Origin of the sequence: Spirosoma sp. SC4-14, assembly GCF_037201965.1 — a bacterium.
GTDB lineage: Bacteria > Bacteroidota > Bacteroidia > Cytophagales > Spirosomataceae > Spirosoma.
Map to the genome: position 1 here is coordinate 1995221 of NZ_CP147518.1, position 15987 is coordinate 2011207.

The following is a 15987-nucleotide window of genomic DNA, read 5'->3' on the forward strand; positions in this document are numbered from 1 at the left end:
ATTTGAGCACAAGTTTAAGAGGATGAAGTGCCTCAGCCCGCATAGTGAAGCGTAAGCGCCGTAATGTCGTCGAACTGGGCATTGTCGCCGATAAATGCCTGAATCTGGCTCAGCAGCGTATCATTGATCGCCTGCGGTTTTGCCGATGCTGTGGCTTGTATCAGTAACTGTTTGACGCGTTCTATGCCAAAACGTTCGCCAGTTCGGTTGTTTGCATCCGTAACCCCATCGGTATACGTGAAGAGCGTATCGCCCGGTTCCAGTTTAAAGGTGCTGGAGGTATACGGAAAATCGCCATCGATACACAGCGCCAGCCCGCCTTTCTTTTTGAGGAGTTCAACCTCATTGTTTTTGCGCAGAATGAGCGGAGGTTCGTGGCCCGCGTCGATGTATTCGACTACGCCAGTGGTTAGGTCCAGAATACAAACAAAGGCCGTCACAAACATCATGGATTGGTTATCGGCGCTCAAAAAATCGTTGATTCGGCGGACTTCCTCACTGATTGTTCCACAGTTTTTATTCGAAAAATGGCTTTTGAAAATGGCTTTGGTAATGGCCATAAACAGCGATGCCGGAATGCCTTTGTCCGACACATCACCGATCAGGAAAAAGAGCCGGTTATCGTCCATCAGGAAGTAGTCGAACAAATCGCCACCAACCAGTTTGGCGGCTTTCAGAAACGCGTGCAGATCGAAATCGGTGCGGTTAGGAAATGGCGGAAATGTTTTGGGCAACATGGCCTGCTGAATTTCCTGCGCAATGTTGATGTCGTTCTGAATAGCTACCAGTTGATCGTGCTCTTTCTGAGAATTCACCAATTGCTCAATATGCTTAATGGTTTTATTGATGGTAATTTCCAGATCTTCGAAATTGATGGGCTTGGTGACGAAATCGAAAGCTCCCCGGTTCATGGCCGTTCTAATGTTGTCCATGTCATTGAAGGCCGAAACCATCACCGCTTTCAGGTACGGATTCTTTTTATCGTTCAGTTTGGATAGAAACGTAAGTCCATCCATTTCGGGCATATTGATGTCGGACAGGACCAGCGCAACATCCTGATTCTGTTCCAGTTTTTCGAGTGCTTCGGCTCCATTAGCCGCAAAAATGAACTCAAAATTCTTGTCGCGGATCTGTCGTCTGAATCGCTGCATAATCAGCATTTCCATGTCCGCTTCATCATCCACACTAAGTATTTTAATTGCCATTGTTTTGGGAGTTAAAGAGTTCTTGGGTTTGCTGCCTTTAGTTCAGTGGCAGACTAATCGTGAATTCAGTAAAATTTCCGGTTTCTGAGACAACACTCAACGAGCCTTTGTGCAATTCGTCGACAATGGTTCGGCTGAGCGATAGCCCAAGCCCGGTTCCTTTACCTACAGGCTTAGTCGTGAAAAAAGGTGTAAAAAGTTTGGTTTTGACCTCGTCGGGAATACCGTCTCCGTTGTCACGGATTTTGATTTCGACACGGTCGTCAAGTTTTTGCGACATAATTGTAATGGTTGGCTTATAGCTATCCTGCTGCTTTTTGCGCCGTTCGTTTACAGCATAGCAGGCATTAAGTACCAGGTTCAGAATAACCCGGTTGAATTCGAATGGTGCCAGCGAGATTTTCCCAATGCTGGGGTCTAGCTGAAAAACGAGCGATACCACAAATTCTTTGTCGCCCGCCCGCATACCCTGATAGGCAAGCTTCGAAAACTCTTCGAGCAGCGTATTCAGATCGGTTGGCTCAAACAGAACCGAGTCTGATCGGGTTTGGGCGAGCATTCCCTGAATAACCCGTTCGGCCCGCGCTCCATTTTCGCGAATCCGAACAATGTTGCCCTTGAGCATGTCAAGCACATCGATCAGGTCGTCGTATTCTGGATGCCCTTCTAACTTTGCGGCAATGCCCTCCAGTTCTTCGATTAAATCGACCGATAGGTGCGCATAATTCGTAATGAAGTTGAGCGGGTTCTTGATCTCGTGTAAGATGCCGGCCGTTAGCTGACCAATAGAGGCAAGTCGGTCCAGCTCCGCTACTCGTTCGCGTAGCGTCTCCAACTCAACCGCGGATGTTGGGGAGGGATCAGTCAGATGGCTAGAGTCTGCTTCTTGTTTTGGCGCTTCCATACTGCAAGTGTTAAGTGGTTGAGAACAGGGAATTGAACTAATCGAACAGGGTTGGGAGTGTTATCAGAATTTCGGTGAACTCACCTTCTTTTGAGTTAATTTCTATTTTTCCTTTATGGATTTCAATAATGTCTTTAACCATGAAAAGCCCAAGTCCCGACCCTTCGGAGGTTGGTTTGGTGGTGAAAAATGGACTGAATATTTTTTCGACTTCACGGCTGGGAATACCTTTTCCATTGTCGTGAAACCGTATGTGAACCTGACCTGCTTCGGTTTGGGTTGCTATATGGATTGCTGGTTTAAACGCCTGATTCGATTTGCTTTTTTCGTGCAGCGCGTAGTATGAGTTGCTAACCATATTTTGCACAACCTGCCCAAACTCATACGGAAGCAGCCTGATTTTTATGGGCTTGTTTTCCAGATTTAGTTGCAGATCGACCACAAAATCTTTGTAGTGGGCTTTGCTTTCCTGGATGGCGCTACGCGCTTTGCTTTCCAGAAAACTGTTAAGATCCGTTTCCAGAAAATCGCGCGATTTCTCCTTTAGTAGTCGCTGCATATCTTTCAGAATACGGGTTGTGCTGTTGCTATGCTCCTGAATTTTTATGAGATTCGATTTCAGCACACCCGTTTCGTCCAGCAAATCATCCAGCGCATCGGCAGGTAAAACATCTTTCTGTTGCTCCAGAATGTCGAGCAGGTCATCGATCAGCCCGTCGGACAACTGAGAGAAGTTATTAACGTAATTGAGTGGATTCAGGATTCGGTCGACAATGCCTTTGGTGAGCTGGCCAACGGAGGCCAGTTTTTCCTGCCGAATCAGTTCGTCCTGCGTATTTTTCAGGTCGTTCAATGTGTTTTCCAGATCTTCGAGCAGCCGGGTTTTAATGAAAGCGGCAATCAGGTGCTCTTTCAGATTTCGGATCATGGTCAGATCTCGCTGGTCGAAGGCATGGGTACGGGTGGTGTTTTCGAGCGTAATGAAGCCTTCAATTCGCCCTTCGTTTTTGATGACAATGGTGATCAGCGACCGGGGCTGAGGCAAATCGTCGATGGGGCTGTTCAACGGTTCGAAACGAACATTGTCTTTTCGGTAAATGTCTTCATAATCTTCGGTTGCCCCCAGCAATAGCCGACTCTCGACCTCTTCCAGCGTAAGTTGTACCGATTCGACGTGCGAAATGTCGCGACTACTTCGCAGGGCCTGAAACCGGAACGAGTTGCTTGGTTTATCGTATACCAGAAAACTGGCGGTTTCCATATTTCGGATCACCGAAAATTTAGAAAGGATGGTTTGAAATAGATTTTCTGAATCTATTTCAGCATTGATCGACTTAACGATCAGATCAATTTTTTCGAGCTGATCGTTTTTAACGGCCAACTCTTCCGACTGTTTTTCGAGCTCAACTTTCTGAAAAACAACTTCTTCTGTTCGTTCTTTAATCAGCGTTTCCAGTTCTTGTTTTTCCCGAACCAGCGCATTGAGTCGCCAGCGAACCAGCCAGTAACCCAGTAGGCCGATCACGACCAACGCAAAACTAATGAACCACCAGCGGGCATACCACGGCGGAAGCACCCGGAAACGGTAGGTAGCTTCGCGGCTGGGGAGGTCATAAATATTCCGGGCTTTTACCCGAAACCGATAGGTGCCGGGTGGCAGGTTGGTATATTCCTTTTTGTTCTCGGTGGTCCAGTCCGACCAGGTTTTATCGTAATTTTCGAGTATATACTGAAAGGTCAGTGCATTGGTAACGGGGTAAACAGCCGCCGAAAATTCAAAACTGATGTCATTGGTTTTATAGGCCAGTGTTGTGTCGAGGGTATTGGCAGTATCAGCGCGAGTATAACCGTCGAAGAGCGTTTTCTCGCCCGTTGTCTGTATCTGGCGGATCAGCGTTTGGTAAGGTACTGCGTAACTTTTGTGTACGTTGGCGTTGTAGCGAACGATGCCGTCGCGTCCGCCAAACCAAACCAGCCCCTGCTCGTCGGGATAAATCACATTGATGGGCGAGGTCGAAATGGGTAGAAATGGCATCGTGATCGGAATAAACCGCTGGGCTCGTTTTTTGAAGAGCGTAACTCGTTTTTTGTCGCCCTCTATTGTCCATAAGTCGCCATGTTCATCTTCCAGCAATTCGTTTTTCCAGAAAGCCGATCCTGGCGCCTGGGTATGAAATGGATTATAGAGCGAGAACCGGTCGAGTTGAGGATCGAGCCGATAAATGCCTTTTTCATTATAGACCAATAGCCCCTGCGACGTGGTTGCGACTCGATTGTAGAGCAGCGTTGGCAACCCCTGAATGGTTGTATATTGCTTTAGCTCGTTGGTGGCAGCCGAAAATTTGTAAAGACCAGCCCGCAGTGTTTCGAGCCAGACATTGCCCGACTGATCTTCGACGACACCAAAAATACGCTCGTTCAGCGCCGGAACGGGATGTATGGTTGCCTGTTGGCCAGATAAAACGATAATATCGAAACCACTTTCGGTGCCAGCATAAAGCCGATCGGGGTATGTTTTGGAGGCTGCCAGCGAGAGGGTATACGTTCGGGTGAGGGCGGTGGCTTGTCCGTTTGTTAACCGATAAAGCCCTTTGCTGGTGGCAACGAATAATGACCCTTTTGCTTCTGCAATCGAAAAACAACTAATGTTCAACTGATCGACCGGCCGAACGATTGAATTCTCAATTTTGAACAGGCCATTGATGGTGGCCATATAAATAGTGCCATTTACCCGGCGAATATCCATTACTTCGCCCGTGAGTCGGGTTGCTTCCGAAAAGAGCGTGATTGGCGACGGAATTTCAAGCTCGGCAATGCCATTGTTGAGCGCCAGCCACAGGTTGCCCTCGCGGTCGGCAAACATGGCGTTAATAAGCTGATCGTTTAGGCCGCCCGCTGCCGGAATAATCTGATCCAGTTGCCCTTCGGTGCTGAGCCGGACAATGCCCCCGCGCACGGTTCCAATCGCAATTGTGTGGTCGTTCAGAATGGCTCCGCTCGTTGCCTGATTGGTGGCCAGATACGTATTGGCCGAGCTGGCGAAAGGTTCAACCGTGTTGTTTGCCAACTGAAATAATCCCTGGTTACTGGTAATCAGTAATGATCTGTTCGAACTCAGGGGTAATATGACAGGCATGTCGTAGAGGGTTGGCACACTACCTTGCTGCTGAACCGGAACAAAGCGGCCCTGTTTAACCTGACTTAGTCCTTTTTGCCGTTGAAATACATAAATGGATTGGCCGATCCGAGAGGCCGACACAATGTCGTGCGGGGTATGCCATTCGGTGAGTTTTTTGCCGTTCCAGAAGAACAGGATGTTTCTTGATACGAAGTAAAGACCATCTTTTGTTTCCAGGATGGAGATGATCTCATTGAATCGATTTGAAACGCGCTGACTTAAGCTGGAGAAACCAAGTTTGCCCGTACTGTCGGGACGCAGGTAGCCAAACTCGCCATTGGCACCAACGTAGATGCGCCCGGTTGATGCTGTCAGCAGAGCCGATACTTTGGTCGTGTTTTCGGTTGGAATGGTGCGCCAGGTCAGGCCGTCGTATTCAATGACGCCCGCAAAATTGCCGATGTACAGAACACCACGATGGTCCTGCGTGATGGCGAAGTTCTGGCTATGACCATCGTACTGATCGGGTAAATACACCCGGATTGGCGGCATACCATTGCCAATTTTTTCGCTGCCGATCTGGCCATAAGCGTGCACAGTGCCGATAAGGCAGATCAGCAGCATACTCCAGGTCAGTATCGACAGAAAAGTTTTCATCGTTTAAGAATTCGGGTTACTCGTATTTAGTACAATTGGTTTTGTTGGTTATAAACACACTGTGTCGTTTTGTAAAACCAGCAAATCGGCTTCGGTCATTTCGTTAGCTACATAATCGGCAATGGCACACTGAGCCGAGTCGGGCTGTAAGAGCAACATGCGGTGCAATTCGGCAAAGCGACTGGGATTCAGTATACGCAGTACATAAAACGATGTCTCGGCAATCAATTTATCGGACGAGGCTGCGTTTGCCACCAGTATCGGCGTTGGATCGGTTTCGTGCCAGTTCAGTAGTTCCCGAATGGCTACGGCCTTAACCCAGGGCGTGAGTTTATTGAAATCTTTATTGATAATGTCGTGAAGCCGTTCTTCGATCGATAGCCGCTGCTGCGGATAATTGATCGAACACAGCCGTAGTTTTTCGGGTAGTGGTACATCAGAAAACAAAGGCAATACCGTATTTTTTACTTCGGCAGGTAACAGATTGCTCAGGAGTTCGACCAGATACCCTTTAACTTCATCGCTTTTCTGAGTAATCAGTTCGCCAATAACATCGAATCGGTCGTCGCCACAGAGTACGCCCAGCAGGTTGAAAATTTTAGGCACAACGAGCTGTTTTTCGTTCCGTAAGGCTCGGATGATGGGCGACTGTTTTGGATAGCTGTTCATATCCAGCCGGGTTGCGGCCAGCCACACCAGCAAAGCCACCTGGTCGTCGAGTTCCCGAAGCAGATGCGGTCGTTCCGTAACGGTGGCGCGGTGGTTCATGCGATGGAGTCCTTCGAAAACCTTATCCCGGACGCTCTGAACCGGATGGTTGATTCGCGTCCGCAGAAAACGCAGGGCCGCATGGCCTCCAATCTCATTAATTAGCTCAATAATTCGAATCTGTGCCGCACTCGACTGCTCGTCGGCTTCATTGAAAAAGCGAACGAGTGCCGGAACGACGGGTTCGCCAATGGTCAGTAAGGCCGACCTGGCAGTATCGTGGTATCGGTCGATAGCCAGGTGTTCGAACAGACGTGGCCATAGTTCGGGCTTACGTAAATTGCCGGCTGCTATAATGGCTGCTTTCCGGACGGCCGGATGCGAATCGTCCAGCAATGTCTGCAACTGTATATAGGCATAGTAACGTCCCGAATGGCCAAGTTCCAACGCTGCCCGCGCTCGATTTTCGGCATTGGCGGAGCTGGCCAGCCGAACCATTTCGTCGAATGAGCTATTAGACGCCTGCGGTAAGTTGGGTAGTGCGTCGGTTTGAGCTGAGGTCGACACATTGGTTATTTTTCGAAGATAAACCGATGAGCGAAGCACAACATTGCGCAACATTTTTCGGTATTCGGTCTGTATTCGGAAAGCAGCTATGGCCCAGAAAATAAGGATCACCAGAAATATGTAGCTCAGGTGAACCATTGTGATGAAACTAAGACTGTTGAGCCCCAGCAGCAAGACTCCTGGCATAATGTTGCCCAATGCTTTTGGTCCCCCTTCAACTTTGCTTTGTACCAGAGAGCGTTCGGCGGCCGGAATTGGCTGGAAAAGCACCTGATAAACCGGTTCGCTTATGGATCGGCGCACCGAGCTCATGAAAAAACGACTCAGGGCTATAAAGGCGATGAACAAAGATGTAGGACCAAAAATGGTTCCATAAATGGCCGTTAGCATATAACTGAATAACAGGCACAGAGGGAGCATAACAACGCCAACCCGAATGGAATAGGCACTGATTAGCCGATTATAGAGAAACGCCCTGATAACGGCTTCAATAATAGAGCAGATGCCGAAAAAGATGCCCAGAAAACTAGCCAGAATCTCTTTGTTGGGAAATACTTCCTTCACCTCCACCGTAAACATAAACTCGACATAGGCGAGCGCAAACACCGACATGAAAGCCAGAAAATACAGCAGTTGGTAATAGAGCTGGCTGTTCTTTTCAAGGGTTTCCTGCGGCTGCTGATAATCTGAAGCGGGTTGTGGTTTGCGCGCTATGTTCAGTTGCTCGTGGAAACGTTTGTTGATAACAATCATTAGGCCCGCACAGATCAGTAGCGAGAACAGCGAAATGAGCAGTAATTGCTCTGTCGGGATGAAACTGAGGAGAATAGGCACCGAAAAATAACTCAGAACCGACGAAATAACATCGCCCATGCTGATGAAGCTAAACAGCCGCTTTGCCTGCTGGAAATTAAAAATGCGGGCGGCTGTTGCCCAGAACGTAAGTCCATTGACAAAAACAAAGACGCGGTTCCAGAGAAACAGAACGAAGTATAGCCATTTGTTGTGTTCCCGGTCTGGCACCAGCAGCAGGCAACTCACCGAAACCAGCAGGAACGTTAGCAGATAGCCATTCATCCGCACAAACGTTAGTCGGTGGTGTAGTTGTCGCACCAGTAACCCCAGCCCATAAACCAGGAGCCCACCCGCAATAAATGCCAGTGGCAATTGTGTACGGTTGAAATTGGTCAGAAATAGTGATGTCGTACAGGTATAGAAAACAGCAACCGCTACTCCCATAAATAGAGAGTAGGCGACAAACAGCAGCACGGTTTTGCCTTCGCCCTGCTGCATGTTGAATAATTTATATGCCGTTTTCCGTTTATTCATCAACGTATTGAATTGTTGAAAGCAGTAGTTTATTCAATCAGTAAGCCTAAGTTCCATAAAAAATAAAGGGCGTTCGGGCATTTCGGGGGTGCTGGGTAGTTCACAGACATACGAAAAACCCAGTTTCGACAGTGTCGTTAATCGGCTCAGTTGCGGTTGGGCCAATAGAATATCTATATTTTCATTGATCGCCAGGTCGAGACGGGCCTGATCGAGCATTCGGGCAAACCCTCTGCCCCGGTAGTCGGGATCAACTACCAGTCGATTGATCGAGGCAATCCGTTTTCCTTCATAGCGCTTATCATACTCGGCAGGCAGTAAGGCTGCGTAGGGAACCGTTTCCAGGGCTTCATGAATACTCAGACGGGCTGCGGCTACAATCTGGTTCTTATCCCGTATGATCCAATGATGCGCCAGTTGATCCTGGGTTTCGATCCAGGTGTTTCTGGCGAAAAATACGGGATCGATACCGGGTTCACTTCGCCACGCCCGAATACGGAGCGCACCGATCTCATGAATGAAATCAGGAAACGATACCTTCGTAAGACAGTATTGATTAGTGCTCATTCGCGGTTTTGTCGGAATCAAAAGCTCTGCTATTTCCATTTGTATACTATATTTTTAAGCGATAAACAGACCGTTGGTTTTAATTGTCGGGTTGTTATAGTCGCTGATTTTCAGATGGTTTTAGGGTATAGAAAAGACCTACTGACAAAAACCGCCGATCCTGCGGAAACCGCGATGCGTAGGTTGTATTATCGGCTTCGCGGATGCCCGGAACGAAGTATTCTTTATCGAGCAGATTGTTGGCTGAGAGTTGTACCGATAACCCGTTCAGCAGGTTATGATAAGTCAGGTTAGCATTCAGAATCAGATACGGATCGAACCGCCGGATCGGATTATTGCTGCCCGACGTGCCAGCCCCCGACAACCGCTGACTAACGTAGTTGCCCGACAGATAGAGACTCAGTTTGGGCAAGACCTGGTAGTTGCCTCCTGCATTGATCATGTAGTTGGCAATGTCGCTCACGCGCAGGTTGCCATCTGGATCAATAGGGTTGGTGTAGGTGAAATTCCACCAGAGATTCAGCCGGTCACTTTTATACGCTCCTTCGCCCTGGAGGCCCCAGATACGGCGGCTGCCAATGGGCTGAAACTGTTGGGTGGTACCCCCGGTTTCGAGCTGTACAACGGCCGTTCCAACGGCATTGCTGTAGTGGGCCGTATACCCCACCACATTCATCGATAGTTTTTTGGTTATCTGATAATACAGACTCAGGTCGAGGTTGCGTACCCGCTCGGGCAAAAGTGTTGGATTCGTCAGGGTTCGGGTGGCCGTAGTAGCATATTTCTGTAGAAACGAAGCATCTTTAAACGCCGTAGCATAAATGGCTTTGAAGACGTATTTACCCCGGTTATAGACCACCGCCAGCCGGGGATTGGCTACGGTACCGTAGCCACCGTTTGTGCGGATCTGATTATGATCGATCCGGGCACCACCCACCAGCCGGAGGTCTTTATAGGGCCGATACGTTACCTGCGAATAGATACCAAGATCGAGGGTTTTAAAGTTATTGCCGCCCGCTACGTTGCCTGAGGATGTGGCAATGGCACCGGTTTCGTCGGGAAGGGGTTTGTTCGAGGTAATGTAATTGCCCTGAATGAGGCCACTCCGAAACTCAATGCCACTGTTGACTTCTACATTCGGGACAGGTGTCCAGAAAAGCCGAAGTTCATTCCGAAGTTGATTCGAAATTCGGTACTGGTAGGTAGTGGTTGCTTTGGGGATCGAATCTTTGGCCAGTTCGAGCAGGCCCAGCTTGCCATTATAATACCCGTTGTAGGTCACAAGGCTGGTTTTGCCATTGATCTCATGAAGCAGGTAAGAGGTAATGTTCAATAGCTGAAATTTATCGCTGACGTATTTGTTATAGGTAATCGAAAAGGCCCGGTCTTCGGTAACCCAGCGCGGATTGCCCGACGACGAGAGTGTTGAGCGATTGGTATACCAGGGCGTTGCTCCTTCGTCGGTTCTCCAGTTCAGAACCGAAATGGTCAACTCTTTGAACTCCAGTTTTGCCCGAATTAGCCAGTCGAGCGACGAATCGTTGAAGCGAACCGGGTTGCCATTCAGCGTATTTCCGAACAGATGGTTGTCGAGCGTAGCGGCCTGCTGGGCTCCCTGTGGCGTCAGTGTGAGCGCGCTAACCATGCCGTTGGGGGCATAGGCCGTTGAAAACAGACTGCTGTTTGGGTAGCGATTGAGCAGGTTGGTTTTGTTGACGTATTGCTGAGCCAGGTAATTTCCGCTGGCATCGGTGCCCGAAATGGTTAACAAACCCGTATAGTCGTCGGCAGTGCGGGCGCTAAAATCCCACTCCGGATACCGTGAAAGATCCATTTCATTGGATTTGAAAACCCTTGTTGTCAGCGATAGGGCTACATCGGCGGTTTTTGCCGTAAGAACACCGTCGAAGTACTGCGTATTGAGCGAGCCTGCCCGCGCCTGGCCATTGAAGGCGATCTGACGACCAGGACCCGGTAGGTTTCGGAAGCTTTTGGTGATAATATTGATCACACCAACAAAGGCGTTGGCCCCATACAATGTGGAAGCTGGACCGTAAATGACCTCGATGCGGTCGATGTCGGACAGCGCATACTGGCGCGACAGGGGGATATTGCTCGATGCGAGGTCGTTTTCTTCAACCCCATCAATGAGCATCAGCGTTCGGTCGTTGGAAATAGACCGGTAGCCGCGCTGATAAAAATACGAATAGCCGGGGCCGTTCCCTTTAATCATGTCGAAACCCGGTAAATCGTGCAGCACCTGCTCCAGACTCTGGTAGCCCCGCTGGGCAAAATCTTTGCTGGTCAGTACCATCACCGTAGCGGGGACGTACAGAATATTTTCGGCCTTTTTCGATACCGACGTAACCTGAGTAACCTGCTCCTGCGAATCGCGAACCTGCTGAAACAGTGCTTTGTAGCGCGGAGATGCCAGAAAGTCGGGTTCGAACCGAGGGTTTATTGCCAAGAGCTGATTGATGGCGCGGGCACTCTGCTGAAGAGAGTCGATAGCCAGATAGGTCATCGACAGAATTTTGTAGGCCTGCACACGGGCATTTTCCGAAAAGCCTTTGTCGGCACAGGGTAATAACAGGGAAAAAACATCATCGAAATTCCCGGTCGTGTAGCGTTTTTCGGCTTCAGGAATAGCCACCAGTTCGTCGCAATTATCCTGCGCTACCGCCAATGGACCGGTCAGTCCTGCAAGCAGCAGCGTAGCTAATAGCGATATGAGGTAAGCCGTTTTCATGATGCTGGTATAGCCGTTATTCGGGTTTTACGTTTTCGTATGGAATATCTTTTCCGATGTATTTATCCCACTCTTCGGCGGTTAGGTTGCGTTTTACTTTTCGGGTTAATTCGGCATATAAATCAGCCGTGTTAACGTTCCGAACGCGGATGGTTTTGTCGGCGCTGCTGGCAATCAGTCGTTTGTTGTCGCTCGTAAACCGAATGCTCATTACCCAGGAGTCGAAGTCGTTGATAACAATCGGCTGTTGCTGCTGCGATAAATTGCTATAGTCCCAGATGTGCATCGACCAGTCGGCGCTACAGGACGCCAGGAATTTTCCGTTTGGCGAGAAGGCAATGTCGTTAACGGTTGAGGTATGACGCCCCGAAAGCAGACTGCCAAACTCCGAAAGGGTGTTGTTCGAAATGGTCCAGGCATAGATCTGCCCACCCGCATTTCCCGTAATGAGTTGTTTGCCGTCAGGACTGAAAGCCAGCGCCGTGATGCGATTGCCAAACTCCCGACGATTGATAACAACCGGGGGCTTTTTCAGGTCAGTCAGATCGAAACGCACGATACGGCTGTTGTTCGAGCCGCAAACCAGTTGTTTGCCATCGGGGGGCATACGGGCGCAGTAGATTGGCAATCCTGTATACACACTCCTGAGTGAATCGAGCCGATTGGTGCCAGGATTCCAGAGGCTGATGTGCCCATTTGAGCCAACCGCAATCAACTGGCTGAAATCATCTGAAAACAGTAATGCCTGAATGGGTCCCGAGTTTGCTTTAACGGCCGTTGGTTTTCCAGTTGCCTGACTGGTTTCCCAGCGATAAATAATCCCTTTTTCGCTGGCACCATATAAGATTTTACCGTCTTTCCCAAAGGCTACAGCGCGAATACCATCGGAGTTTTTGCCGGGGGTGTTAAACGACCGTAGCGGTTGAGCCGGATGAGTATAGTCCCATAGTTTCACGGTGCCGTCGTCGCTGCCAGAAGCAATAACCTGATCGTTGCTACCGGGCTGAATAGCCACTGTGCGCACAATGTCGGTATGTTTTCGCAGAACAGTTCGGGTATCGGCAGCTTTGGCCAGCGCATTGAAAATGTCGGGATTGTCGGTCTGGCCTCCGTTTTTCACATTCAGGTTATAGGCTTCCAGCGCGAGCAATGCCGGTAAATCGTTCTGATTGGTTTCCGACATCTGGTACGACTGAATGGCTACCGACCGGGCAATGGCCTTACCCCGTTGCTGTTCGGCAAATTTTTGAGCCGAAACGGCTCGGGTTCGCTGCGATTCTGCTTCTTTTTGAGATTCCTGAGCCCGCCCTTTCTGAAGTTCGGCATATTGCTGGGCCAGTTGTGCCTGCTGGCGTTGTTTTTCCGCTTCCTGACGCGCTACATTAGCCCGTTTCTGTTCCTCAACGGCTATGCTTCGGGCGGCTTCGGCTTCCTTCCGTTTTTCGTCGGCGGTTTGCTGCTCACGTACGGCAATAACCCGTTGTTCTTCCGTTAGCCGTCGTTGTTGTTCGGCAATAATTTCCTGCTGTTCGGCTATTTTCTTTTGCGTAACGGCTTCGCGAGTCTGTTCTTCGGCCCGGTTTCGCTCAAACAGGGCAATTTTTTTTTCGGCCAGCGCTTCCTCTTCACTTTGTTTGGCCTGAGTGCGCAGAACGGCTGAGACAATCAGAAACAGGAGCGAAATCAGGGCACCTATTCCCAGAAAGATGGCAAAAAAACGAGCCCGGCGGAGTTCATTTTTTTGCCGTTGTTCTTTATTTCTGGTATCGAAATCGAATTGGTCGCGGCTATACTCCAGAAAATTGACGGCTCGCTCCAGGTAAGGGTCATACCGATTGGCCCATGCCTGTGTTGGCCGGTTTTCGGCCAGCCACTTCAACCCGATCTGCAATTCAGGATTTGCCCAAAGCCCCGTTTTGCCTTCATGGTAGAGCATAGCCGAACTGCTAACCTGTTTGTAAAATTTTGCCGACTCGGTTTCTTCTTTTACCCAGGTTTGCAGCCGGTCCCAGAGATTCATGATTCGCTCGTGCGAAATGTCGATAATCAGATCGGGGTCGGCATGAACGGTTACGATAGGAGTCAGAAAAGCGACTCCTGGCTCGCGAAACCGATTCAGCACATCAATCAGCAGATAGTGAGCCACGCCTGTTATGGCCGTAAGGCTTTCGACCGAAGCAGGGCGAATGACGCCCGCATCGCCTTCGCCCAACACAATGAGGGCTTTGAATAATTTTTCGACAGCGCGCTGACTTTTCTCATCGGCCAGATCGGCATATACCTCCTCGGCATGTAAGGTTATCGCCTTTTGCATGGTTCCGATGGCTTCGTAGTTGGCTATATCGATCAGGTTGCTGGCTGTTCGGTTAAGCTGCCAGTGGTTCCAGGTGCGCATCAGGGCATGTTGCAGAATGGGAAGCTGGTCGGCTTTGTCGCCAATGTCGCGCAGGATACGGGTTATGAGGGCATCCGAAATGGATGCCCCCATCACATGAATAGGGGTGGTGATGGCCTGCCGAATCTCATCCTTATTCATTTTGGGTAACAGATAATAGCCATGATTTATGGCTTCGGTTAGCCCTTCGTAGTCTGTACAATCATCGAGATAATCGGAGCGCATGGTCAGCACCACATAGGCCTCATAGTCCTGTCGGCTACTGGCATCCAGAATCAGGTTAATGAAACTGGTAACTTCAACCCGATTTATTTCTGTCTGCTGATACCGGAATAACTCCTCAAACTGATCAATAACGATCATCAGGTTGGTATCCCGATACCAGTCGACAATGGCATTAGGGTCCGATCGTAATAGCGACTCTATGGCTTCGGGAGTGAAACTTGTAGCAAACTGACGATTGGTTTCACTGAAGGTCTGGTAGAGCGCCCGGGCGAAATTATGGATGGGCGTAGCTTCTGGATTGAAGAAAACAATCTGCCACCGATTTCGCGATGAAGCTAAGCCACTATCGACCAGGTGAGGGATCAGTCCTGCTTTTACGAGGGATGATTTACCACTGCCCGACGAACCCACGATGGCTAAAAAACGTGAATAGGTAAGTTTTTCTTTCAGGTCACGAATCTGATTGTCGCGCCCAAAGAAGAGGTAGGAGTCTTCGCGTTCGAAGCTCCTTAGCCCCGGAAAGGGATTGGTATAGGCGACTTTATTATAAACTTCAATCATGTCGTATTCCTGTACTCACCACAACCTGCCTACTCACGCATTGCTCGTTTTTACGATAAAAATGTTCCGGTTCCGGTTATTGATAAACTCATAGTTGAACTCGTCTACAGCATTGACCGTCAGGTGAATACCCATGCCGCCGATTGGTCGTTCTTCGAGCGGTTTGGCGAAGAAGTCCTCGTTGGGGAGTTCACGCTTGAGAGGGTCGAAAGGAACGGCTTCATCTTCCAGAATGACACGAAGGGTATCGTCGGTATGTTCAACCAGCACATCAACGGGGCCTTCGGTACCTGTCTCCTCATAGCCATGTACAATTATGTTGGTGGCAATCTCATCAATGGCCAGCATGAGATTGTAAGCGGCTTTTTTTGACAAGCCTGCCTGCAGAGATGCATCTTTGACCACCTGCCGGATACCTGCGAGTGAATCGAGCGTACCCGGAAACGTTTTACGTTCCATCAGTATGGGGTTGAAATGGTTTGCAAACCCGGATTGGGGTAGTGGGAAATAATTCGCTGAACTATGGCTTAGGGGAAGTTGTCAGTTTACAGGGCTTCGCAAAAGCCGGGACCCGAACAAACGAAGCCCCCTGTAAACCGACAACTATTTCCGATCAGTACCCACCTTTAACCGTGCCACAGTCAGGCGAATACGTTCCCACCGGGCCGAACTCGAGCGGTTCGGCCCTAGAGGTACTGATCCACGATATTGACGCTGTGTAGCAGGCCGGTTTTATCCAGCGTATCGAGAACGGCTTCCTGGGGCTTCACGATGAAAATAGCCAGATTGGTACCCATTTTCTGTTTGGCGAAAATGAGTACGCGCAACCCCGCCGATGAAATGAACGAGAGATTTTCTACGAAAAGAACGAGTTCATCGGGCGATTCGGCCGCCATTTTTTCAATCTCTTTCTGAAACTCCCGTGCCGACAGCGAATCGATTTCGCCTACCAGCGTGATTTTGGCGATTTTTTTTGCTTCGGCCAGTATTTGAAAACTCATA

Annotated in this window: 9 protein-coding genes; all 9 read right to left on the reverse strand. The window is 49.4% G+C overall.

Features of this window, described 5'->3' with window-relative positions; all coding sequences use genetic code 11:
- Positions 1-32: 32 nt before the first annotated feature.
- The 9 genes from WBJ53_RS08070 to WBJ53_RS08110 all read right to left on the reverse strand — a co-directional run bounded on the left by WBJ53_RS08070 (position 33) and on the right by WBJ53_RS08110 (position 15986).
- On the reverse strand, positions 33-1205 hold the full coding sequence (locus WBJ53_RS08070) for a SpoIIE family protein phosphatase (protein ID WP_338875560.1): 1173 nt from the start codon (positions 1203-1205) through the stop codon (positions 33-35).
- Positions 1206-1242: 37 nt separating this feature from the next.
- Positions 1243-2109, reverse strand: coding sequence for an ATP-binding protein (locus WBJ53_RS08075; RefSeq protein WP_338875561.1), 867 nt, complete (start codon positions 2107-2109; stop codon positions 1243-1245).
- A 37-nt stretch (positions 2110-2146) separates the two neighbouring features.
- Positions 2147-5884: an ATP-binding protein gene (locus WBJ53_RS08080; protein WP_338875562.1), complete on the reverse strand. Its 3738-nt coding sequence runs from the start codon at positions 5882-5884 to the stop codon at positions 2147-2149.
- A gap of 48 nt (positions 5885-5932) precedes the next feature.
- Positions 5933-8488, reverse strand: coding sequence for a HEAT repeat domain-containing protein (locus WBJ53_RS08085; protein ID WP_338875563.1), 2556 nt, complete (start codon positions 8486-8488; stop codon positions 5933-5935).
- A 33-nt stretch (positions 8489-8521) separates the two neighbouring features.
- A complete protein-coding gene (locus WBJ53_RS08090; protein ID WP_338875564.1) occupies positions 8522-9055 on the reverse strand; it encodes a GNAT family N-acetyltransferase in 534 nt (177 codons plus the stop codon).
- A gap of 94 nt (positions 9056-9149) precedes the next feature.
- A complete protein-coding gene (locus WBJ53_RS08095; protein WP_338875565.1) occupies positions 9150-11804 on the reverse strand; it encodes a TonB-dependent receptor in 2655 nt (884 codons plus the stop codon).
- A gap of 16 nt (positions 11805-11820) precedes the next feature.
- Entirely contained in the window at positions 11821-14985 is a 3165-nt protein-coding gene (locus tag WBJ53_RS08100) for a hypothetical protein (protein WP_338875566.1), read from the reverse strand.
- Positions 14986-15018: 33 nt separating this feature from the next.
- Positions 15019-15444 (reverse strand): ATP-binding protein, encoded by a 426-nt coding sequence (locus tag WBJ53_RS08105; protein ID WP_338875567.1) that lies wholly within the window; start codon positions 15442-15444, stop codon positions 15019-15021.
- Positions 15445-15671: 227 nt separating this feature from the next.
- Positions 15672-15986, reverse strand: coding sequence for an anti-sigma factor antagonist (locus WBJ53_RS08110; protein ID WP_338875568.1), 315 nt, complete (start codon positions 15984-15986; stop codon positions 15672-15674).
- Between the last annotated feature and the right edge of the window lies 1 nt (position 15987).